At 62.6% G+C, this 23,959-nt stretch carries 12 protein-coding genes; 1 reads left to right on the top strand and 11 read right to left on the bottom strand.

Annotated elements, in window-relative coordinates:
* Positions 1-212: 212 nt before the first annotated feature.
* From B058_RS0110260 to clpS, 3 genes are all read right to left on the bottom strand, one after another.
* The gene (locus B058_RS0110260) at positions 213-815 is read right to left on the bottom strand and encodes a hypothetical protein (RefSeq protein WP_018508393.1); all 603 of its coding nucleotides are present in this window, start codon (positions 813-815) and stop codon (positions 213-215) included.
* A gap of 162 nt (positions 816-977) precedes the next feature.
* On the bottom strand, positions 978-3,230 hold the full coding sequence (gene clpA, locus B058_RS0110255; protein WP_018508392.1) for an ATP-dependent Clp protease ATP-binding subunit ClpA: 2,253 nt from the start codon (positions 3,228-3,230) through the stop codon (positions 978-980).
* Positions 3,231-3,539 (bottom strand): ATP-dependent Clp protease adapter ClpS, encoded by a 309-nt coding sequence (clpS, locus tag B058_RS0110250; protein WP_026240826.1) that lies wholly within the window; start codon positions 3,537-3,539, stop codon positions 3,231-3,233.
* A gap of 445 nt (positions 3,540-3,984) precedes the next feature.
* Here clpS and B058_RS0110245 point away from each other — a divergent pair, with 445 nt between their 5' ends.
* Positions 3,985-5,865 carry a PhoX family protein gene (locus B058_RS0110245; protein ID WP_018508390.1) on the top strand — a complete coding sequence of 627 codons (1,881 nt, stop codon included), beginning with the start codon at positions 3,985-3,987 and terminating at the stop codon, positions 5,863-5,865.
* Positions 5,866-6,052: 187 nt separating this feature from the next.
* Here the strand turns inward: B058_RS0110245 and B058_RS0110240 are convergent, their stop codons facing one another.
* The 8 genes from B058_RS0110240 to B058_RS16830 form a co-directional block, all read right to left on the bottom strand.
* Entirely contained in the window at positions 6,053-6,733 is a 681-nt protein-coding gene (locus tag B058_RS0110240; protein WP_026240824.1) for a hypothetical protein, read from the bottom strand.
* Between the two features lie 46 nt (positions 6,734-6,779).
* Positions 6,780-7,526: an ankyrin repeat domain-containing protein gene (locus B058_RS16835; protein WP_018508388.1), complete on the bottom strand. Its 747-nt coding sequence runs from the start codon at positions 7,524-7,526 to the stop codon at positions 6,780-6,782.
* A 16-nt stretch (positions 7,527-7,542) separates the two neighbouring features.
* The gene (locus B058_RS0110230) at positions 7,543-9,090 is read right to left on the bottom strand and encodes a putative porin (protein ID WP_018508387.1); all 1,548 of its coding nucleotides are present in this window, start codon (positions 9,088-9,090) and stop codon (positions 7,543-7,545) included.
* A gap of 42 nt (positions 9,091-9,132) precedes the next feature.
* Positions 9,133-9,777 (bottom strand): energy transducer TonB family protein, encoded by a 645-nt coding sequence (locus B058_RS0110225; RefSeq protein ID WP_018508386.1) that lies wholly within the window; start codon positions 9,775-9,777, stop codon positions 9,133-9,135.
* 2 nt (positions 9,778-9,779) lie between these two features.
* Complete coding sequence (locus B058_RS0110220; protein ID WP_018508385.1) at positions 9,780-10,187, bottom strand: ExbD/TolR family protein; 408 nt, start codon at positions 10,185-10,187, stop codon at positions 9,780-9,782.
* 9 nt (positions 10,188-10,196) lie between these two features.
* Positions 10,197-11,948, bottom strand: a complete 1,752-nt coding sequence (locus tag B058_RS0110215; protein WP_018508384.1) for a DUF2341 domain-containing protein — start codon at positions 11,946-11,948, stop codon at positions 10,197-10,199.
* 126 nt (positions 11,949-12,074) lie between these two features.
* Positions 12,075-22,190, bottom strand: a complete 10,116-nt coding sequence (locus B058_RS0110210) for a filamentous haemagglutinin family protein (RefSeq protein WP_081616775.1) — start codon at positions 22,188-22,190, stop codon at positions 12,075-12,077.
* A complete protein-coding gene (locus tag B058_RS16830) occupies positions 22,180-23,832 on the bottom strand; it encodes a ShlB/FhaC/HecB family hemolysin secretion/activation protein (protein WP_018508382.1) in 1,653 nt (550 codons plus the stop codon). The genes B058_RS0110210 and B058_RS16830 overlap by 11 nt, the downstream gene beginning before the upstream one ends.
* Between the last annotated feature and the right edge of the window lie 127 nt (positions 23,833-23,959).

Raw genomic sequence — 23,959 nt, 5'->3', positions numbered from 1 at the left:
ACGTCGGAGCGGATCAATATACCGATGGCACACGCCGCTTATTGACCTATATTCGACTATGTAGCTTCCCGGTAGGGGTTCTTCCCCAGGCGCTCCTCCTCCTGCCACACCGGGTTTTTCGCGGCGCCTCAGGCGCCGCTTTTTGTTTGCCCCCTGTCGCCAATTGGCACCCCGCTGTCCGGCGCAGGATGCCCGATTGTTCCCGGATGGTCTTAAAACGCGCGCTCGCCGGTCGACATACGTGCTTTCCTGAGTGCCTCGGCCGCCCGGGCCTTGGCAGCGGCTTGGGTGGCTTGCTGGTCATCCCCGAATGCCCGTACGCCGACCGATTCACGCGCCGCCTTCAGCGCTTCGGCTGCTCTCGCCCTGGCTTCTTCCTGCTTGGCGGCTTCCAGTTGCTTCGCGCGCAACGCTTCCTGACGTTGCCGCTCGGCCTGTTCCGTCCGCGCGGCAGCTTCCTTGCGTGCCCGCTCCTGTGCAGCCAGCTGAGCTTCGCGCTGCTGTTTTTCCTTGAGCGCCTGCTGGCGTTCCAGTTCTTCCTTCCGTTTACGCTCGGCTTCCTGATGCGTCTTGTCAGCCTCCTGGCGAGCCCGTTCCGCTTCCTGCTGCGCCTTCTGGGCTTCAAGACGGGCGCGGGCCTTCTTCAGGTCTTCGCGCATCTGTGCGCCGGTCTGACGGATGCGTTCGCTTGCCGCGGTCAAGTCCTCGCCGGACACAACAGGCGTATTCGCCCCGGCATCGGCAGCATGGACATAGATAGGCAGGGAACATATCAGCGAAAGAACGGCGATATGCGGTGCGAAGTACAGCTTCATGGGAGTGCCCTCTCTAGATCAACTGGTGCACAGGCGCCTGATCGCCGCAGTCCCACCTCATCAATGAAGCGGGAACCACGATCAAACCACCACGCACCTGTATCTAGAACGGCTTACGACCACCCATGCAAAATCTTTATGGGTAATTTCGCGGGGGCGAATTTACACCGGCACCGTCTCCTCGAACTCCAGGGAGACTTTCCCGCTGGCATCGACATCGATGGTCACCCGGCCGCCATGCGCCAGCTTGCCGAACAGCAGTTCGTCGGCCAGCGCCTTGCGGATGGTGTCCTGGATCAGGCGCGCCATCGGGCGAGCCCCCATCAGCGGATCGAAACCATGCTTGGCGAGATAGGCCTTCAGCGCGTCGGTAAAGACCGCCTCGACCTTCTTCTCGTGCAGCTGTTCCTCCAGCTGCATCAGGAACTTGTCGACCACCTGCAGGATGACGGGCTCGGTCAACGGCGCAAACGGGATGATGGCATCCAGCCGGTTGCGGAATTCCGGCGTGAACATGCGCTTGATCTCGCCCATCTCGTCGCCGCTTTCGCGTGAGTTGGAGAAGCCGATGGTCGCCTTGTTGAGCATTTCCGCGCCCGCGTTGGTGGTCATGATCAACACCACGTTGCGGAAATCGGCCTTGCGTCCATTGGTATCGGTCAGCGTGCCATGGTCCATCACCTGCAGCAGCACGTTGAAGATGTCCGGATGAGCCTTTTCGACTTCATCCAGCAAAACAACGGCATAGGGATGCTTCGTGACAGCTTCCGTCAACAGTCCGCCCTGGTCGAAACCGACATAGCCGGGTGGTGCGCCAATCAGCCGCGATACGGCATGACGTTCCATGTATTCCGACATGTCGAAACGAATCAGTTCGATACCCAGCACGTAAGCGAGTTGGCGCGCGACTTCGGTCTTGCCGACCCCGGTCGGGCCGGAGAACAGGAAGTTGCCGATCGGCTTTTGCGGATTGCCCAAGCCGCTGCGCGACATCTTGATCGCAGTCGCCAGCGCGTCGATCGCCTCGTTCTGGCCGTACACCACGGCCTTCAGGTCACGGTCCAGCGTCTTCAGCGAATTCTTGTCGTCGGACGAGACAGTCTTGGGCGGAATCCGCGCGATCTTGGCGATGATGTCCTCGATCTCGCGGGGGGTGATCGTCCTTTTCTGCTTCGACTTCGGCAGGATGCGCTGGGCGGCCCCGGCTTCGTCGATGACGTCGATCGCCTTGTCCGGCAGATGGCGGTCGTTTATATAGCGTGCAGCCAGCTGCGCTGCGGTGGTCAACGCCGCCGCCGTATATTTGACGCCATGATGATCCTCGAAGCGCGATTTCAGGCCACGCAGGATTTCCACGGTTTCGTTGACCGAGGGTTCCGGTACGTCGACCTTCTGGAAACGCCGTGACAAGGCATGATCCTTCTCGAAAATGCCACGATATTCGGTGTACGTGGTCGCGCCGATGCAGCGCAGATTGCCGGACGACAGCGCCGGCTTCAACAGGTTGGAGGCGTCGAGCGTACCGCCCGACGCCGCGCCGGCGCCGATCAGCGTGTGGATCTCGTCGATGAACAGGATCGCCTTGGGATTGTCGGCCAGCTGCTTCAACACCCCTTTCAGGCGCTGTTCGAAGTCGCCGCGGTATTTGGTGCCGGCCAGCAAGGCGCCCATGTCGAGCGCATACACTGTGCTCTGCGCCAGGATGTCCGGCACCGAGCTTTCGACGATGCGGCGTGCCAGGCCTTCCGCAATCGCGGTCTTGCCCACGCCGGCCTCGCCCACCAGCAGGGGATTGTTCTTGCGGCGGCGGCACAACGTCTGGATCACCCGTTCGAGTTCCTGGTCGCGCCCGATCAGCGGATCGATCTTGCCGGCCAGCGCCTGGGCATTCAGATTCTGCGCAAAGCTGTCCAGAGGCGAACTGCTCGGCGCCTCGGCGTTGACTTCGGAGGCTTCCTCCGGCCGCGCCGGCTCGCTCTGCGGCGTCTTGGTAATGCCGTGGGAGATGAAATTGACGATGTCGAGCCGCGTCACGCCTTGCTGGGTGAGGAAATACACCGCATGCGAGTCCTTTTCCCCGAACACCGCCACCAGCACGTTGGCGCCGGTCACTTCCTTCTTGCCGGACGATTGCACGTGCAGGATGGCGCGCTGGATCACGCGCTGGAAGCCGAGCGTCGGCTGGGTGTCGACCTCGCCCTCGCCCGCCACCTTGGGGGTGTGCTCATCGATGAACTTGCCGAGCTGGTCGCGCATCGCATCGATATTGGCGCCGCAGGCACGCAGCACCTCGGCTGCCGACGGGTTGTCCAGCATCGCCATCAGCAAATGCTCCACCGAAATGAATTCGTGGCGTTTCTGCCGCGCGTCCATGAAGGCCATGTGCAGCGTGACTTCGAGTTCCTGGGCAATCATCTAACTTTCCTCCATCGTACATTGCAGCGGATGCTGATGCTGCCGCGCGAAATCCACAACCTGCTCGACCTTGGTGTGAGCGATATCCTTTGGGTATACCCCACACACACCCACACCCTCAGTATGCACTTTGAGCATGATTTGTGTCGCCCGTTCTTGGTCGATGCCGAAAAACTTCTTGAGAACCAGCACCACGAATTCCATCGGGGTGTAGTCGTCGTTCAGCAGCAGAACCTTGTACAAGGGCGGCGGCTTTACCTTCGCCGCAGACGGTTCCAGTAGGGTAGTGCCTTCTCGCTTGGTTGCCATAGCCGGAATAAGCCTAGATTACTGGCTTTATTTTGATGTGATGGAAGGATTTTTCAAGCCCGCTGGAAGTAGGGCCAAAACCCGCCTGGGGCGCGAGGGGAAATTAAGGCGAGGAAACGCGCCGCCTCCCCTCTCGATACCAGACCGCTTCGCAGGCAGCCCGAGTGTAACCCTTTTTACCCCTATGGATCGTGGGATACGCCAGCCGGCGGAAGAATCCGGCGGGCGGCCCACTATCATTCCATTCGGGCGGGGTGTGCGCCACCCGGATTTGCACAAAGGGCTCATGTCTGCGTCATTGGATTGTCACGGCGGCTTGCTAGATTTTGCGCGTTCTCGGCTGCCCCCTGTGACGCGGCCGGTTTCCTCAAATCCACCCTGGAGATCCGTGATGTCAGATTCTGTGTCCCTTTCCCGTCGCCGCGCGCTTCGATTGCTTTCCGGCATGCCGATGCTGCCCCTCGCTTCGTCGCTGGCCGGTCTGCCCCTTTTAGCCGAAGCCGGTCCGATGGGCATGCCGGTTCGCTACCGGTTCGGCGCGATGGCCGCCCCGTCGCTGGCCAACCCGGCCCAGATGGCGGAGACCTATGTCGCCTCGACGCTGACGAAGGGCGTCGGACGCCACTTCGAGACCTATGCGCTCGGCTACGAAACCTTCTTCCTGACGGGCGAAACCGTGCCAAGCGCGGAGGGTGGCATGACGCTCGCCGGCGGCTACTACAACATCAACAATGCCCCGATCCTCGATACGACCTCGCCGGATCAGCGCCAGTTTTCCTCCGACTGCCCGGACGGCATGTCGCTGCTGACCCTGCCCAAAACCCACTCACGCCGCCGCGGCTGCCAGCGCGTGTACGCAGTAGTGCAGTTCGAGTACGCCACCAAGAACGTCGCCGGCGCCTCGATGTACGGCCGGCTGCCCTCGCCGATCGCGGTGCTTGCCCTGGACCAGGACGAGCGCACCGGCAAGTTGACGCTGGAAAGCTACTCGAACGTCGACACCAGCGGCGTCCATGGCCTGTGGATCACCTGCGGTGCAAGCCGTTCGCCCTGGAACACGCACCTGTCGAGCGAGGAATACGAGCCCGACGCGGTGAGCATCGCCGGCAATGCGCAGTTCAAGGCGTTCAGCCAGAATCTCTACGGCGATCCGGCTACCGCCAACCCCTACCACTACGGCCATCTGCCGGAAGTAACCGTCCACCCGAACGGCACCGGCAGCATCAAGAAGCATTACTGCATGGGCCGCATTTCGCACGAACTGGTGGAAGTGATGCCCGACGAGCGCACTGTCCTGATGGGCGACGATGCGACCAATGGCGGCCTCTTCATGTTCGTCGCCGACCGCGCCCGTGACCTCTCCGCCGGTACCCTGTATGTGGCGAAGTGGTTGCAGAAGACAGCCGCAAACGGCGGTTCGGCCGACATCGAATGGGTCCGCCTCGGCCACGCCACCAGCGACGAGATCAAGGCGCTGGCCGACAGCCTGTCCGCCGCCGACATCGTCGACGTCAAGACCAGCGACCCGTCCGACCCCAGCTACACCAAAATCCCGTTCGGCGGCAAAACCCAATGGGTCAAGTTCGTCGAGGGCCAGGAAAAGGCGGCGGCCTTCCTTGAAACGCACCGTTATGCGGCCTACAAGGGCGGCAGCCTCGGCTTCACCAAGATGGAGGGCACGACGGTCAACGCCCGCGACAAGATCGCCTATTCCGCGATCAGCTACGTGCAGACGGCCATGATGAATGGCTCCGGCGGCATTTCCATCCAGGGCCCCCAGGCCGGCATGGTCTACGCATGGAAACTCGATGGCGGCCAGTCCGACGACACGGGCGCACGTATCCGCAGCCAATGGGTACCCATCAGCGGCTCGCCCCTGCTGATCGGCGAGGATCTCGCAACCCCGGATGCGCTGGGCAACCTGTCCAATCCCGACAAGATCGCGAACCCGGACAACCTGAAGTTCTCGGAAACGATGCGCACCCTCTTCATCGGCGAGGACAGCGGCCGCCACGTCAATAACTTCCTGTGGGCCTACAACGTCGACTCCGGTGAGCTGTCGCGCATCCTGTCCTGTCCGTCTGGCGCGGAATCGACTGGCCTGCATGCCGTCGACGACGTCAACGGCTTCAGCTACATCATGAGCAACTTCCAGCACCCGGGCGACTGGGAATTGGCCAAGGACGCAAACGGCAACGTCATCGGCGGCCTGCACGCCAAGGTGTATACGGCGCTGGATCCGCTCGAGTCGGCGAACTACAACGGCAAGTTCAGCGCCGCCGTCGGCTACCTGACGATCGCGGGCCGCGCCCAGCACGACGACTGAGGCCCCGCACCCCCTGCCTGAAGGTCCGGGCAGGCCCATGACACCGTCCGGCGCAGCCCTCAGGTTGCACCGGACGATCGCCTGTATCAGGTGCGACACCCATTCGGATATAGAGCCCGTGGGGGCATGAAACCGCGCTGTCCGGACGGATCCGGCTACGGCCAGCCATTAATCGCGATGCCCGATCTCAGCCGCCAGGCGGCCTGATCAGCTTCTGGTCATCCAGCTTGTCGCGATATTCTTCCAGCAGATTTTCCGTCTCCACCTTCTTGAGGCCGGAAAACGGCTCCTTTTCTGCCAGTATCTCGCCGCACGTCTTGTGTTCGAAACGGTCCATCAGCGACCGCCCCACCCCGTAGAGCGCCAGGTTCTTGCGCTCGCACGAAGCAATGTCGCGTTCATGGCGTATCTTGAGCGCTTCCAGGTCGCGTTTTTCCGCCCGCGTCTGTTGCAGGTCCTGGGTGGTGTCGGCCAAGGTTTTTTGGGTATCGGCCAGCCGCTGCGATGTGGTGGCCAGTTCTTCCTTGACCTGCGTCAGCTCGCGTGTTGCCGCCACGAGCTGCTGCTTGCTTGTGCCGAGCCCGTGCCGCAGGCTCGCCACTTGGCCTTCCGCGGCTTTCGACGATGCCTGGGCCTGTTCCAGGTCCGCCGCCAGCCTGGCCTTTTCCTGTTCCACGGCATCGAGCTGCCCCTGCATCTGGGACAGCTGCTGCTGTACCCGCCGCAAGGCCTCGCGTTCGCGGCTGGCCTTCTTGTCGGACGCCTCGGCATGCGGCGCCAGGCCGGCCATGCACACCATGAGCGCCAGCGACAAGGCGCCCAGCCGGGCCGGGCGGACATACGCTGATAGTCGATGTATCTGTTTCATGGATTGATTCCCCGAACAAGAAAAGACAGGTCGTGGCTTATGCGCCTCAAAACGAGGTCCCCCCGCGCGCCACCAGCATGGTGGCGATGTCCTGACGGTCGCCCGCCCAGAACAGTGGCCGGTTGCCATTGCGATCCATGAGATTGGGGTCCACGCCGGCTGCCAGCATCATCGTGACGATGGCCTTGTCGCCCTGTTCGACCGCAATGCCCAGGCTCACCCGGCCCTCCCGGTTCCAGATCGTCATGTCGGGGTGATAGGCCAGCAGTTCCCGCACCACGTCGGTCCGGTGCATGAGCGTGGCCGCGATGATGGGCGTATTGCCGTCATTGCTTTTCCTGTCGACGTCCGCGCCGGCCTTCAGCAGCAGGCGAACGATCCGGACGTGTCCTTGCAGGGCGGACATGCCTAGGGGAGTAAAGCCGCGCCCCTTCAGATCCGGGTCGGCGCCCGCCTCCAGCAGGATGCGCACCATCTCCACATTGCCGTTGGCCACGGCACGGGGGAGCGCCCGATCCCCCCAACGGTCGGCGCTGAGGTTGGGATTAACACCTTTGGCCAGTAATAGCGACACGGCTTTGAAATCATTCCCACCGGCAGCGGCAATCAACCTGGCCTGATCGTCCTGGGCATACTCCGGCTCCTGATCATTGCCGTCGGCCTTGATCCGCGCAAACTCCAGGGGATCCTGGCGCGAAGTATTAGCCACGGCGTTATCTTCCGGCAACAGCCAGGTGTCACGTTCCATGTCGAAGGCGTGGGCCGACAATGCTGTCAGCGCAGGCAGGATCAACAGCCAACGCCGTGCCTTAGAACTTGGCATTGAAGTCCACTTGCAGAACATCCACGCCAAAGGACAGCGGGCCGTCGATCGAGTCGGCGGACAGCCACTTCACCCCCAGCCAGGAATTGCGATCGATCCCGTACAGGCCGCCAAGATAAAACCCCTTGCTGTTGGTCCCGCCCAGATTGAAATCAGAGTCGGTGAATGCGTCCAGCGTGGCATCCCGTTGAAGATTGCGGTATCCCAGGAAGGCTTGCCAATCCCCTTCCTTATCGACCTTCGGCATGCCCACCGTGAGCTTGGTGTTCCAGCCCAGGGTCCGGGCCTGATACCCTGCCCCCATGCGCTGTTGTACTTCGGCGCTGTCATAGCCTATGTTCTTGACCACATCGCCCGTCAGGATCACATGCACCGGTTCGAACTGGGCCAGGTCGACCATCGCCGTCAGGTTGGCCAATTGATAATCGGCAGCCAGTGCCCAGGTTCCCGTCCCTCCCAGGCTGATGTCGAACAGGGAATTGCCCTTCTGGCGATAGCCGGGCGCGGTCGCATCATATAAATGGGGCTGGAAAGGATCCGTGTTGGGGATGCCCTTGATATTGCGATAGTCGTAGTAGGCCAGACCGAAGCGCCATCGGGTATCCGGGCCTGCACGCCAGTTCAGTCCCAGTTGTGCCGCATAGAGCCATTTGTTTTTGGCCAGATTGGTCGGCGACGACTCTACTGACTGCAGCGGGAAGGCGCCGATGGTCGCGAAAGGCTTCCAATCCCAGTTTTCTCTTGACCATGGCGTGAAGCTGGCGGCAGCACCTTCGAAGTTCACGTCGTCGTCCCAGACCAGGTCCGTACTGAAAAAAGGATGGGGAATGCGGCCGCCGCTCACGCTCAACCATTCCCAGGGCGTCACCTTGGCATAGGCCCGGTCCAGCACCAGGGAATATTTGTTGAAGGTCGTACCCAGGGTCTGGTTGGTGGACACGGGGTCCGAGGTGTCGCCAGTCGTGATCCTGAATCCTGCCGAGACGTTATCCGTGATCTTGGCCAGCAGGCCCAGGCGCGCCCGCAGGCGAAGACGCTCCCGGGTCTCCGAGGTATTGTTGAGGTTGATGCCATAACCCGCGAAGCTGTTGGGAATGTCATTGCCTTTGGCGTACAGGTCATCCTGGAAACGCAGCCGGATATCGCCTTCCCACTTCAGTCGCTCCACCCACTCCGGTACCGCGTTGACGTCGCCCCAGTGCTCGGTCTTGGCCTGCGCCACCACTTCCTGACGGATCTGCTCGCTGATTTCGCGTTTCACCACTTCGGGGATGTAAGGTACGCGTACCACACCCGATGCAGCTTCGGCCTTGGCGCTTGCCTCGGCCTGTTCCTGGCCTTTCTTCTCGGCCTGCTTGATCAGGTCCTGCGCCACCTCGGCACTCAGCACGCCCTGCTTCACCAGTGCATCCACGAGGGCCAGCGTCGTTGCGCGCAGCGTCTCCAGTTCCTGACGTTCGTTGGCGGCCTGAACGGGCATGGCAGAAAAAAGGCTGAGTGCCATGACCAGAGGCTTGATGTAATGGGTTTTCATGATGATGGGGTTAGCGGACTTGGGGGTTCATAAATCGGATGTTCAGCGCGATACCACACGCAGTCGGACCGGCTGCGGAATGTCGTCCGGCAAGGGGTCGCGCAGGCTCGTCTGCAGGATTTCCTGGCGCAGCGCTTCGTCCAACGCACTGTCGCCCGTGCCCTGATCGAGCTGCACCCGGCTGACGCCCCCGGACGAGTTGAACCATATCTGCGCAACCACTCGGTAGTCCTTGCCCTGCAGGCGCTTTGCGCGTCTCAGTTCGTCCTCGAGCTGGCGCGAAATCATGTTCGAATACCAGCTGCGCCGTTCGTCCCGTTCGCCGCCACCACCGATTCCGATCCCGCTGCCGGCGGCCAGATCGGTCGCCATCCCGCCTGCCGGGCCATCTGGTATGCCGCCGGGAGGCGGCGGCGGTGCCTCGGGCTGGGGCGGCTGCGGCTGGTCAAGCTTGACCTCTTCCTTCGGCTTGTCGATCTTCTGAGGCTCGGGCGGTTTTTCTTCCGGCGGCTTGGGCGGCGGCGGCTTGACCAGGGAAATGGTCTGGATCTTCGGTCTTTCTGGTTTGCCAGAATCCTGGATGAAACCCATCACGACCCAGATCACGCCCGCCGTGAACAGCGCCATGAACAGCAAACCGCCGATGAGCGGCAGCCGGCTGCGCAAGGATCGCTTGTGATCAGGCATCGTTACTTCGGCTGCTTGGCCGTCACCAGGCCGAGTTGGGTGATGTCGAGACGCCCGCACAAATCCATCACGTCGATCACTTTTTCATATGCGATCTTCGAGTCGCCCTTGATCACCACCGGCAGGTCGGGCGTGATCGCCTTGAAGCTCTTCAGGCGGCTTTCCAGCTCGGCCATGCTGACGGGATAGGTGTCGAGGTAGATCTGTCCGCTGGCGTCGATGGTGACCGACTTGGTCTTTGGCTTGGCGAGACTCGGCGTGTTGCTGGCCTTAGGCAGGTTGACCTTGATGCCCTGCACGGAGGCGGTCGTCATGATGATGAAAATGACCAGCAGCACGTACGCCAGATCGAGCATGGGCGTGATGTTGATGTCGTCGAACGGTTCGTTGTCTTCTCGGATCTCGGCCATGTCCGTCCCCTATCGGCTGTAGGTTTCAGCGATGCGGGCGATGTACTCGTCCACGAACACGTGCATGTCGGCGCTGATCGCCTTGATGCGCGAGCCGAGGTAGTTGTAGCCGAACAGCGCCGGGATCGCGACCGCCAAACCGGCCACGGTGGCGACCAGCGCGGCGGCGATGCCGGGCGCGATCGCCGCGACGTTGACGTCGCCGGTGGCGGCGATCGCGGCGAAGGTAATCATCACGCCCACCACGGTGCCGAGCAGGCCCAGGAACGGGCCGCCGGAAATCGCGATGGTGAGCAGCACCATCAGGCTGTTGAGCTTCTGGTTCTCGCGTACCACCGTGGCGTCGAGGCTGGCCTTCACCACGTCGAGCGCCTGCGGCGACAACTCCACGCCGGCGCGCTTGCCCATGCGGTTCTTCACCTGCTGGATGCCTGCGTGGTAGATGCGGTACAGGGTCGAGTTCTGGTGATGGTCGTGGTGGCCGAACAGGATCTCCGCCATGCCGCTTCCCTTCAGATCTGCATCCGCCGGGTCGTCGTCGGCATCCAGCCTGGCGGTGTCCTGCGCCTTCAGGTCATGGAAGGCTTCCAGGAATTCCTTGTTCGCCCGGGTGATCCTGCTCACCAGCAGCGCCTTCGACGCCATCACCAGGACGCTGATGCCCAGCATCACCATCAGCACGGCGATCACCACCCAGCCATCCAGCGTCACGCTCTTCAGGATCACGCCGAAGTAGGATGCATCGCCGCCGCCCTCGCTCTCCTCCTCACCCGCCTGCACCACCTTGTCGCTGTCCGGGCCTTGCGTCATCGCGGCCAGGCGCAGCCAGTCCGCGCTGCGTGCAACGTTGGACACTTCCAGCTCATCGATCTCGCCCTTGAAGCCCGCGCCTAGTTTCAGCTCCAGTGCCGCATCGGATGCCACCACTTCGGCCTCGCCTGCCATCGCGCCATTGAGATACACACGAAGCTTGTCGCTCAGGGTCGCCGACACCTGGCTCCAGCCTGTTGCGGAGACATCCGGTCCGGTCACCGTGACACTGCCCGAACGGGCGACTAGCTTGCCGCCTTCCAGTGCCAGCGTCAGCGTCTGCCCGGCGTGCAGCAGTTCGACCGTCTGGCCGGCCGTGTCCGGCTTGATCCAGAGCGAGACTGTCATACCGCCCGCCGCCCCATAGACCAGTTTCGGTGCGGCGGGAATATCGAGCGTTTGCGTCCCGTCGAACTTGACGGCTCCGCCGATCGCACCGCCCGGTGTGCGCGTGCCGTTGAATGCTCCAGATGGGATCGCCGCCGCTGTGCTGTCCTGTGGCGCGCCGCTGGCTTCCGCGTAGTGCTGGACCAGCATGAAGCTGGGATCGTAGACCGCTTTGCCGTCGCCAACCGCAGGCGCGCCTTCGTTGCCGTAATACAGCCAGACCTGCTGCTTGTCCTTGCCGCCTTCCACCTTGGGAACCTGCACCCAGATCAGGGCCTGCTCGGCCGTGCTGTCAAATTTCTCGATCTGGAAATTCAGCGGCGTCTTGTCGTCGCCCGCGACGAAGCGCAGATCGGAGCCATTGGGATTCGCGCTCAGAAAGTCGAAATTCCCCGTGTGCAGGCGGATCAATACCGGCACATTGGCCTGCGCCTCCTTCACGGCGGCGCCAGAATCGGCCGTATTGATCGTGATTGCCTTGCGCGCAGACCAATCGCCGTTCCACCACGCATGGGCCGGGGCGGCCGCCAACATCAACAGCAGGGGAAACAAAAATCGGATCATGTCTCAATGTCTTCGAGATGTTTACAAAGTCATTGATTGTGTAGGCCGACTGTTGCACGGCCATGAACATGTGGCACATCGGCATGAGCCGAACGGCACATATCAGGACGACACACAGGATGTGTCTCAGCTGCCTCCTTTCTTTTTGGCACATGCGATATCGCCATCCGGACAGCGTTCAGCCTCCCCGCCAAAACCCAGCACCTCCACGCTGATAAGCGAAGGCTTGAAATTGGCAAGGGCGTCCTGGACCTTTTGCATCTGTTCCGCCGAATTCGCTGAACCGTCCCGCATCGACCGGTTGGTCTCCTCCGCCGACTGGCCATTCGGAGACAGATTGCCGAGACCGCTCAAACCGGCCCCCAAGCCGCTGCTCGATGCGGGCGTACCGACGACATTGCCGCCCACTTGGATATTTCCGCTATTCAGAACCTGCTGGGCTGCGATCAGCAGATTGCCGGAGGAGCGGATACCCGCATCGCCCGCATCCACGACTCCTGAGGGTGCGGCCAGAACCACATTGCCGTCGGGAATATTGGGATTGGTCTTGAGCGTCCCGATCCCGCTGCCGCTCACCGTGCCCTGCACATTCAGCGTCGGGTTGCCGCTGGCATCGTAGGTGACCTGGGGCGGCGGGGCGGCGGTCGCCGTCTTCTTGCCCTTGCCGGCATCCACGTTGCCCAGGGTCGACCAGAGCAGGATGTCACCCCCGGCCACGGTAAGTACCCTGGACTGGTTCACCTGGATATCGTCACGGGCCATCGCCAGGATATTGCCCCCGGCAAAGGTCATGATGCCCAGGTCGGACGGCGCCTTGTTGTCGGCCAGGCTGGGCGGAGGATTGGCCAGGCCCACATTGAGGCTGCCGCCCGGCATGAGCAATTGGATAGCGCCGGTCTGCTGGGTAGTGATACGGCTGAACACCAGATTCACGTCGCCTTGATAGGCCAGCGGGACGCCTGCGGCATCCTGGCTGGGGAACAACGTGGCAATGGCAGCGTAGGCGCGCTCGTAACCCTTGCCTGCCTGCCCTTCGCTGGCACCGATCAGCAACTCGTTATTGAAAACAAGCAGGGCCTGCTGGGCCAGGGACAAGCTGGAGAAGTCCGCAGGCGCCTTGTAATCGGCCAGTGCCGCGCTGCCTGACATCAGATAGCGTGCTGCGAATCCGGCGTAGTCCGGATCCCGCACGTGACCGTCGCCATCCTGTCCCAGGCCTGCTGCGGCAGAGAGCGTGGCGCCTCCGGTCGGCAAAGCCTGGTTCTTCAGATTGCCATAAGAGGAAATGCCGGCCGAGTTCCCCAGGTCGATGTTTCTCCCCGCGAAAAATTCGCCGTAGCCGGGGCCGCCCACCTGCAACTCGGCATTATTGCTGGCCAGGCCGTTGGTGACGTTGCGCACCGAAGGCGACACAATGTCTCGCCCGGCCCGGAAACTGCTCTGGTGGTCATCGGCATTGTTCTGCACATAGGCGATGGAACGGAAGACAATGTCCCGTCCCGCATCGATGGTTGTCTGCTTGGTCGACACGAAATAGCCTGCCAGATCCACATCGCCCATGAGCGAATAGAGGTAGGCGGAACGGGAATCGGCACCATGCAGTAGCGGGGTGGCATGCTTGGAAATGCTGGCGCTGAATTGCTGGTACTGGTCCAATCCGACGGTGCTGGTGCCGGCATTCAGGGCGCCGGGAATCAGGGCCGGATCGAAATCGCTCAGATACACTTCGCTGCCCTGCTCCAGCGTGATCCCCTTTTGGGCCAGGAGTTGAAGATTGCCCTGGGCATCCGGAAACAGCACCATGTTGTTGGCGATGGCGATGCCGCCCGACAGGGCGGCCGCCGCCACTTGCCCCGGATAGCCGGACAAGGCCGTGACACCGCCTGCCGTGAAGGTGGGGAAGAAGGCATTCTTCAGCAACGTGAGGTTGCTGTTGTTGTTGTCGAATCTGACGTCGCCGACCAGGGATTGCACGCCGACCTTGCTGCCCGGTGCGTAGTCGTAGAAATAGGGCGTACCGCTGAAGCCGGTGCGGTAAAGCGCGGTCGGGTCGAAGACCGAGGCGATCGTCACATTGCCGTGCGCCGATACGTCGTAGCCGCCCTGTTCCAGCGCCAGATACGGGTAAATCGGCACACCGCTGACCGTGCGCCCTTCCCGGATCGCCCCGCCGGCCTGAATCCGGCCCTGGCCGCTGCCCACCTGGAACACGCCGCCCCGGATATCCCCGCCGGCAACGACCGTCAGGTCGCCCCCGCCGCGGACATCCATTGCACCGGAGGTCGTGTTGGTCTTGCCGCTGACGGGAACGACCGTGCCCAGATTGACAATGTCGCCGCCAGCGGCAATCCGTACATTACCGCCGCCCAGGGCGCCGACCCCCTGTCTGAAGGCCGAGAAATCAGGCCACCAGAAGGTAGAGCCGGCATTCACCTTGCGTGCCAGCCAATCGGTGATCAGTTGCTGCTGATTCTTGTTGGACGTGCCGCTGACTTCCGCCGTGACATCGCCACCGACCTGGATGGCGAGATCGCCGCCGCGATCAGGGAAAACCGCCTTGGGCGTGCCGGACGGAATGGCATATCCCGTCGTGTCTACCGGCACGCCTGCCGTGTAAATCACCGCCACCTGGGTAGCTGAAGTCGACTTGAGCGTCAGATCGCCGCCGACGGCGATGTCGATATCGCCCGTGCCGGTCCGCACCATCTTGCCCGCGGCCAAGGTGAAGTTGCCTTTCCCAGCCAGGTCTGCTTTGTCGCGCACCGCCAGCGGATTGCTGCTGCCGGCATCGGCCCCGGAGGCCAAACGATACGACCAGCTGTCGCCACCATTCTGGGTGGCGCTGGCGGTGGTCCCGTTGAATCCGTCGCTGATGCTGCCGTTCAGGATGAGATCGCCCACGGCGCGCAAGCTCAACACGCCCGACTCGCCCGCAATATGCAGTGCCTGCAGTCCCAGATCGCCATTCAATGTCAGGTCACCGGTACTGTCCACCTCCACGCCCGGCCGCACATGGAATGCCGGATCGCCGGTCTTGCCGAGGCGGGCCGCGATCGTTGCGGCATTGGCCATGAAGGCATTGGCATCGTTGTAGATGGCGCTATTCACCGCAACATCGCTGGCGCTCAGGCTGTTCCGGGCATAGGACTCGAAGCCTTCGGCCACGACTTCGTTTGCACCCATGATCGAGCCATCCAGGCGGACAATCGCCATATCCGTTCCGGCGCTGTTGCGCGGCGCCCGCAAGACCACGTTGCCGCCTTCCGCGAAGCTGCCGTGGGCGGAAACGTCAATGGCGCTGCCGGATTGGATGTCGATATGACCGCCTACAGTGCCTAGGGTCACCTTGCCGCCGTCGCCGCTGCTGCCGGCATACTGGGCCTCGGAACGCGTGGCGTAGGCGTTCAATTGCGCACCGGACAACAGGGCGACGTCGTCCGCCGCATAGGCCTGCACGCTTCCGCCGCGGGCACCGGTACTGTCGATGACTCCCGCCAGGCGGATATCGCCCTGGTCGGAAACCAGCAAGACATCATGGGAAGTTAGCGTATCGCCAGCGGCCATGGCGATGCTGCCCGCAGTCCCGCTCCCGCGCAGGTGCACACTCACGGATTCGGAAAACTTGCCGGCACCCAGTTTGGACAGCAGGCCGGAAAAATCACCCAGGCCCGCCAGATCCAGCGCGAACCGCCCACCCAAGGCGCCATGGGCCGTATCCGCGCCCCCATCCAGATCGCCATCCAGTTTCGCGGTTCCGTCGATGGCCCGAATGGTGAGACTACCGGCATCGCCTTCGCCTGCGCCCGCCACGCTCACACGGGCACCGTTATCGAGCGCCACATTGCCGCGGGTCGCGCGCAGTTCGATCTGCCCGCCGTCGGCGTAAGCCGTCTCGGTGCCGAAGGCTTTGGCATACCCCGCGGCATTCACTTGCGCGCCATTCGCCAGTACCAGATTGTCGGCCCCGGCCGCCCCGCCTGTCGCTTCGATATCGATATGGCCGGCCAACGCGTCGATTTGAGTGTCCACATAGACCGTGTCGCCCTTCAAACCCAAACGTCCCCCCAGCGTGTCGGCTGGCGCAGCCGGATTCGGCGTGGTCGATCGGACTACATTCAGGGCGGCATTGCTCTGGATGTCATAAACCGTACCGGTGTCCGCGACCAGATGAGGCGTTTCCAGCGTCAGGTCACCCGAGGCATCCAACCGCCCCTTCCCGCTCGTCATGATTCCGTCGCTGGCAGCCAGGGCATAGGCACGACCGCCCTGCAAGGCAACCTGGCCGTCGCCCATGGTGATACGCCCCGTCCCCTTTGCCACGGTGCCTGCCGCATCTACATAACGCTCGGCCCGCAAGCTCAGACTGCCCGACATCGGGGCCGCGCTGCCCGAATACGGTCCGGACGTATTGCCCAGGGCAAGGCTATTGGCCTGGAACACCACATCCTCGTCCGTATGGACGACCAGCGCCGGCGCATCCAAGGTTAGGCCGGCCGGCGCCGTGGCGCCCTCGGTCAGATCCACGCTGGCGCCATCATAGAAATCCATGGTGCTATAGGTACGCAGACGCAGATCCCTGGCTTGCCGAAGCTGGGCCAGCAGGCCGGACGTGACCTTCAAGCCGTCCTGGCCGACCGGCACGGCACCGAAACTGACCCGACTGCTGGCCACACTGATCGCCGGACTGTTGAAGACAGCCGTACTGGCGATCAGGTTGTCCCGGGTGGCATCCAGCAAAATGGAGTCGCCCGTCAGTTTCGCCCCTTCATGCAAGGTAAGCGTTCCGGCCGAACCGGTCGTGGTGCCGCGGGACAGGATGGGCAGGCTGCTCTGGGCAACGCGAAGAAATGCACCGTCGCCATTCAGGGTGATTTCGCCGGGCGCATCCGTCAGGGCGCCCTGACTCTCGATATAGCCGTCGCGGCCATCGCTCGTCCCCGATCCCAGCGTCAGGGTATCGCGGGAAGCGAGCATGACTTCGCCCGCTTTCAAGACATGGTCTGCACTGTTGAGCAGACGCACGTCGGCCGCATTCACATCAACGTCGTAGCCGGATGCGGACACGGAACGGGTGCCGCCGATCAACAGGCTTTCGACATTGAAACTGTTCAACATCTCTGCGGACAAGCCCAGATAAGCACTGGGGACGCCCGCAACGTCGTCGACGATGGCAATGGCGCTGGATGCGATATCCAGCATGCCGCCTCGCCCGCCCGCGCCCACATCGAATCGGGGCGCGGCATTCATGGTCAGCTGGGTTGCCCGCAACGACAGCAGGCCCGCATCTTCCGGCAGCCGCGGCCGGGCACTGCCGGCATCCTGCGCGGCCTGGGTGAAGAAGGCATTGGCACGGCTCTCGATGAAGCTGGAATACGCGCGCACCACGTCGCCGGACGCCACCAGATATCCCTGACTGCGGCCGGCGGCGATATCGGTCCCGCTTACTTGTGCACGGCCTGCCACCAATGCGGCGCCATCCGTCAACGCCCGGTTCTGGCGCGGCAGCATGTCCTGATAACCGGAAACGGCCTTGACCAGATAGGCGCCCGGCATCAGCGCGTAGTGGGCAGGAAGCAGGGTGTACACCCCGGCACTCAATCCCCCGCCGCCGGAAAGGTAGATGCTCGCGCCCGCTTGCAGCGTGCTGTCCGAATTTTGTATATCCCGTGGCGCATAGCCGGCGTCATATCCAGGGATCACGGCATACACGCCCGGCTCGGCCAGAATGTCGCGGGAACCGCCCGGCCCCGGCAGGAACTCATAGGCGTAGAGATCGCCGCCGCCGCTGAGATCCAGACCGGCCGTGGCGCCAACCTGGATGTCAGGCGCATCCAGGCGAATGGCCTTTTCCGGCGGGGCATCGAGAATCAGCGTGTAGTTATCCAGTTGATACACCCATTCGCTGCCGTCGCTCGTGGTCTGCCCCAAGGGCAGCAAGGCGCCCGCTGCCAATACCGAAGTCAAACTGCCGTCGCCCAGCCGGATCGTATTGCCGGCCGTCAGGGAAAGGCTCCCCAGCGGCGCGCGCAGCACGCCATTCTGGAAGATATTGGCCGCCTCCACGCTCAGGCGGCCTCCCGCCGACAAGGGGAGCGGCGCAGCCTGGCCATTTCCGGTGAAGGTCACATCCCCCGGCGTGCTCACCTTGAACGTGGAAAGCGTCGTGGGATAGGCTTGCGCACTCTTGAAAACCAGATTGCCCGCTGCACTCAGACTGCCGGTATAGGTCGGAGTCCCGCTGATGGCCACCGCGTTGAAGCGAATATCCTGGTCGGCTTCGAATGCGGCCGACCGGAAACCCTTCAGGGCGAAGTTCCCTTCCAGATCCAGCATCTTGGCCGCCACATCGAGATGTGCCGTTCCACTCGTTGCAGTCGGGACATTCGATTGGAACAGGGGGTCCAGATTGCCTGCGCGCACATAGGCCGCGCTCAGACTCACATCTCCCGTTCCGCCTGCCAGCGCTGGCGCGTCCAGGGTGATCTGCCGCTTCACGCCGAGATTGACCGGACCGCTGAAGGCAATCTGGTTCTCGCTCTTGAAGGCGACGCTATCGAAGCCGCCGCTGACCAGTCCGCCCACGGGGATATAGGCTTTGCCGCCGTACACCGCATGATCGATGGCGGCGCCCGGCGTCAAACCGGCCGGCACATAATCGCCGGTCTGCGACAGGATCATTTGGCGATCCCCATATAGGGTCGGATAGCCCCTGCCGGGCGTGCCGGCGCTCCGATCCTTCCAGATCGCGGCACTGAAGCGCCCGCCCGCCGCACCGTCGCCGCCTGACTTGCCTGCCATGACGCCGTCGTCGAGCAAGATGCCTTCCGTGGCGGTGATGACCACGCTGCCGGCGTCGCTCGCCACTTCCGTGGCTTTCACGGTCGTGGCATTTCCCGCCTGTGTGGCCAAGTCCAGCGTCGCCTTGGTGCCCGACACGTCCAAGGTCGCCTGACCGTCCGTCCGCGCCTGGATCACCACATTACCCGCGCCTGTGTAATTCCTGCCTTCCAGCGTCCCCGTACCCGCGGACAGGCTGATGGTGCCGCCCTGGAGCACCTCGCCTTCCCGCAGGCCAGTCGTGCTCGGAAGCAGCTTGGCGATACCCGACACATCCAGGCGGGCATGGCTGCCCACCCAGATGGCACGGTTGTCCCGATACCAGTCCCCTACCTGGGCGAGCGCCAGCGAGATGGACCCTGCTGCTGCGGTCAGGCTGCCGTCGACGGTCAGCAGGTTGCCCGCGCTCAAATCGATGCTTCCCTGCGGGCCGACATCGATGACGGCCCCTGCTCCCACGGCAAGCCGACCGAACTGCACCCCGCCCGAGTTGGCAAAGTTATTGCCGCTCTTCAAGGCAAGTTTCATGGGTGCGCGCAACTGCCAAGGCAGTACGACCTCATTGGCCAGATCCTTCATGCTGCTGCCGGAGGACTGGGCCAGCGCCGAATTCTTCAACTGCCATCCCGCATAATCGGGCCGGATGAGAGTATTGGCGGCAACGGTCAGCGCGTCATAGCCCTCGACGCTGTAATCCGTGAACCCGCCCCGGGTAAAGACGCCTGGATCCAGGACCAGCGTTTCCGCTCCCCATCCGCTGGGCAGAGACGTCCCGCTGTTGCCGATCAATGCCTTGGCGGCCCGGATCTTCAGGGAACCTCCCTTGCCCAGGGCAAAGCCGCGCAACTCGCTGCCCAGCGTGATCCGGTTGGATGCCGTCTGGGAAGCATCCAACGATTTGACTGCTAGGCTGATGCTGCCCGCATTTCCTTTTTCCACCGAACCGTCCTGTTTCACCCAGGCACCGCCGCTGACGTCGAGCACGCTTCCCGTTGCCAGATCGAGATCGCCATAGCCTTCGATGGAAATGGAGCCGGCATCTGCCTGGGCCGCCGCAGACCGGTCGGCATCCGGCAGGGAATCATTGGTCCAGGTCCCTGCTGCCGAGAGCAGCGTGTGGGCACCTAACGTGACATCCCCGTCCAGACCGCTGAAAGGCTGAAAGGTCTTGAGCGTAATGGCTCCCCCTGGCGTGATGAGGTTACCCTGCACGTCGATGCGTTTGGTGCTGCCGAGATACAGGCTGCCGCCAGACAGTGTCGCCAGGCTCGTGCCTACGGGCACGGTAATCGTACCATTGCTGTAGACCGCCAGGCGATCGAAGCCCGCGTCGAACAGATCCGTGGAAATCCAGACGTTCCCGTCCGTACCCGGCGTGCCGCCGGAATAGAAAGTAATGCCCGGCAGCTTGAAGTCGTATTCTTTCTGGCCGTCGAGCGCCACCTGATAGCTGGTATCGCCCAGGATCAACTGGCCGCCCCGGGGGCGGCTGGCGGCATTCCGCTGATAGGGGCCGGCCGTCGTGGCCCCATGCAGCACGCCCGCCGACAGGCTCAGGTCATGGGCCACGATCTGGACCGTTCCCGCATCCTTGCCCTCCACATAACCGGCCTCAAACTTGCCCATGGCCTTGATGCTTTGGTCGTCCAGCCACTTGTCGCCGCTGATCAGTTTTTCGTTGGCGAATCCGACGTAGACTTCGTCAACCGGCGCCTCGCTGATATCGTACGTTTTACCGCTCTGGGAGACCAGCTGGCTGGTGTAGACATACCCGTCCCGGTAGCGGACGGAACCACCACTGACATCGATGCTGGCCCCGGACCGGATGACGACATCCCCTTCTGACTGCAGCTTGACGTTGCCGCCGGTCGTGAGGCGTTCCTTCGCGGTGCGGGCAATCTGGTTTTTATAACCGGACAGGTCGGCCAGCGGAATCCGGCCATTCTCGTCCAGATCGCGTATGTCCACCGCCACGGTCTTGCCGCGCAGGAAACCATCCCGCTGCAAGGGCGCGTCCTTCAACTCGTCACCGCGCAACTGAACCTGAAGCACGTTACGCTCCATGGCCAGTTCCACATCGCTCATGCCGGACACGTCGATACGGCTGCCCGCTTGCATCTCGATTCGGGTACCGGCCTTGGCGGCGGTGTTCGCGGGGGGATTCGGGTACGACTTGAGATTGTCGGGAAGCGCCGTGCTGGTGTAATCACCGATGCCCGTGCTGGTACCGTCCAGTCTGCGCGCCGAAAGCGTCACGTCGCCACCGGGCGCGCGGATCAGGGCGCCGGACGTGCCGTCGCCCTCCATGACGATATTCTGTGCCAGCGCGTTCACCTTCGAGACGTTCATGTTGGCGCTGTCGACGATGGTCTGCGTATCGTCGTCATCCGGCAGCACCTCGGTCACGCTCTTCGCGCCCAGCACCAGCGTGCCGCCCCGGGTGACGGGATAGGGATTGGACAGCGAGGCATTGAACTGGGCCGTATCGCCCGCCTTGAGATACACGGAGCCGTTGGTGCTGACCGACGTCGTCGCGGTGATCCGTCCCTTCTGGTTCACCGCCAGGCCCGCCAGGGTGACGTTGCCCCGCTCGGCGATCAGCTGGCCCAGGTCCAGGTTGCTCGCTGTGCTCGTTCCCGGCGCCGCCGCGCTGGTACCCGGGTTGTCCACGGCTACCAGCAGGCCGCGCAGATTGGGGTCTCCCGAAGGCGCCAGGTAAACCTTCGAACCCGCCGCCAGCAGGATCTGGCCGTCGGGCGTGTGGATCACACCGTTATTCTCTACAGTCGGTGCAAACAGCATGACGCTGCCGCCACTGCCGGTGGTAAGGGTGGCGCCCGCCTCCACTCGTACGAAACCGGCGACGCTCGCGCCGCTGAAGGGCGCAAACTGGGGATTGCTGTTCAGGTTGGCGATGAGCCCATTGAGATAGACGTTGTCGTTGATATCCAGGCTGGATGCGACCAATGAACGCGTGTCCACCTGGGCACCGGCTGCGAACAGAATACCGTTCTGGTTCAGCAGGAATATCTGGCCATTGGCACTCAACTGTCCTTGTATCGTGGTGGGATTCGCATCCCAGATCCGGTTCAAGACGCTAGCTGCTGCATTCGGCTGGACGAACTGCACGCTGTTTCCAGCCCCGATGTTGAAGCCTGCCCAGTTGAAGATGGCCTTGCCGGTGTTCTGCTGGATGACCATATGACTGCCGTCCGGCGTCACGGACAGGCTGCCGCTGCCTTGGCCAATCCAGGGTGTCGGATTGGGATTGGTACCGCATACCCCTCCGGCGCAAGGTACAGGAAGCATCCCCGCAGCCTGCACCAGAGGCGTGGCGATGCCGACCCACACCGACATCCCATAGGCGGCGAAACGATGCAACGGCGTTCTCTGCTTAGAATTCATAACTGGCCTTCAGATGGAAGCGCCCTTGACGGGCCGAGGTATAGGCGCCATCCTGGAAAGGCAGCGCGAAATCCGCATTGACATGCCAGTATTTCCAGGCGATCAGGCGCAGGCCGACCCCAGCGCTCGACAGGTCGAAACGGTCGGTCTGGCCGGGCAGGGGATCGATGATCCACACTTTCCCGGCATCCACGAAAGCGAGCAGGAAGAGCTGGTCGATATCCTTCATACCCACCGCCAGGCGCGGACTGCGCAGTTCCAGCGTGGCGCGCATGCCGTCGTCCCCCAGGCGTTCGCCTTCCAGATATCCACGGACGTTCTGCGCACCGCCGATGGTGAATTGTTCATTGCCGATAAGCGGTCCGCTGGCCAATTGAAAATCCATCCGGCCATACAGGCTGAAATCGGCACCCAGCTTCTGGGTACGCATCGCGTCGCCGCGCCAGTAGAAATAATTGGAACGGGCGTTGTAGCGCCGCAGCTGAAATTCGTTTTCGTTGTCGCGCAGGCCGCGTAACGAGAAATTCGCGCCCAGATCCACCTGGGTCACGCCGGATTCGTCGGCGAATGTCCCGCTGTATTGAGCGACTACAGGCAGATACGTCACAGGCGTGCTGAAGCTGTCGGTACTGCCGACGATGCTCTCCAGGGAATGCTTGTAGTCCATACCCAGGGTCAGGCTATGAAACAGACCGGGTTTGCTCGGCAGGGAATGGATCCAGCGCGCGCCCATGATGTCGCCATTGCCCACCACGCCATAGTCGCCGATGGTGCTCACATTGCTGCGGGATCGGATGGCATAAAACGCATAGGTGTTGCCCGTCGACCCGGGCATGGCATAGGTGCCGGACCATGCGTTGCTCTGGTTGGGATCGGACGGCGTCGCCTGATACTGGAGAGAAACGCTATGGCCCCGTTGCCACAGATTGTCGAAGCGCAACATGCCATTGACCCGGGCGTGTTCGGTATTGGCACTGTAATAATTGTTGGCTTCCAGACTGCCATGCAGAGGCAGCTCATCCTCCACCTTCAGTTCCACTTCCACCTTGCCTGGCGTTCTACCTGCGCGCAGCACCGGTGTCACCTTCCGGTCGCGTGCCACGGCCAGGCTGGCCAACTGCTTTTGTACATCGGGGAAATACGGCACGCTGCCCTCTGCCAGCGTAGGAACGTGCGCCTTGATCTCCCCCAACGAGTAATATTTCGCACCGCTTACCCGCAAGCGCTCCACGCTGCCCTCGGTCACCCTTAGGCGCACCGCGTTCCCGTCCACTTTCTGTTCCGGAATATCCACGAACACCGTCGGGTACCCGCCATCCCGATAGGCCCGTTCCAGACTCTCTCGGGCGGACTGCACATCGGCAATGGTCCGGTTCTCGCCCAGATAGGGGTACACCGCCTGTTCGATGGCGATGGTCGATAACAGGGTATTGCCTTCCACGGCGTACTCGAAAATATTGAAATGGTTTTCCTGCGCTGTAGCAGGCACAGCATCGGCTGGCGTCTTCCCTGCGCCTTCCTCGGCGCTGGCGGTCAGTGCCGCCGACAGGCCCAGGAACACCATCAGGCAACAAACCCACGGCCACTTCATCCGCATGCGGATCCAGTCGGCGATCCCCTTGGATTCATTCCGTTTCGTCACATCTCTCGATCGTTCATTGCAGACATTCATGTGGTCACAGCCAATTCATCAACAGCCATTCGATTGCGGACGCTCTTTTCAGGAATGGCATCCGCATCGACAACACCCAATAAAAAATCAGACTCAA

It is taken from the genome of Thiobacillus thioparus DSM 505, from assembly GCF_000373385.1.
Classification (GTDB): Bacteria; Pseudomonadota; Gammaproteobacteria; order Burkholderiales; family Thiobacillaceae; genus Thiobacillus; species Thiobacillus thioparus.
Note: the sequence above shows the minus strand (reverse complement) of the source record. Positions and strands in the feature narration are given on the sequence as shown.

Coding starts and splice junctions, on each gene's coding strand:
- B058_RS0110260 (WP_018508393.1), bottom strand. CDS start 815: ATGAAGCTGTACTTCGCACCGCATATCGCCGTTCTTTCGCTGATATGT.
- clpA (WP_018508392.1), bottom strand. CDS start 3,230: ATGATTGCCCAGGAACTCGAAGTCACGCTGCACATGGCCTTCATGGAC.
- clpS (WP_026240826.1), bottom strand. CDS start 3,539: ATGGCAACCAAGCGAGAAGGCACTACCCTACTGGAACCGTCTGCGGCG.
- B058_RS0110245 (WP_018508390.1), top strand. CDS start 3,985: ATGCCGATGCTGCCCCTCGCTTCGTCGCTGGCCGGTCTGCCCCTTTTA.
- B058_RS0110240 (WP_026240824.1), bottom strand. CDS start 6,733: ATGAAACAGATACATCGACTATCAGCGTATGTCCGCCCGGCCCGGCTG.
- B058_RS0110230 (WP_018508387.1), bottom strand. CDS start 9,090: ATGAAAACCCATTACATCAAGCCTCTGGTCATGGCACTCAGCCTTTTT.
- B058_RS0110225 (WP_018508386.1), bottom strand. CDS start 9,777: ATGCCTGATCACAAGCGATCCTTGCGCAGCCGGCTGCCGCTCATCGGC.
- B058_RS0110220 (WP_018508385.1), bottom strand. CDS start 10,187: ATGGCCGAGATCCGAGAAGACAACGAACCGTTCGACGACATCAACATC.
- B058_RS0110215 (WP_018508384.1), bottom strand. CDS start 11,948: ATGATCCGATTTTTGTTTCCCCTGCTGTTGATGTTGGCGGCCGCCCCG.
- B058_RS0110210 (WP_081616775.1), bottom strand. CDS start 22,190: ATGAATTCTAAGCAGAGAACGCCGTTGCATCGTTTCGCCGCCTATGGG.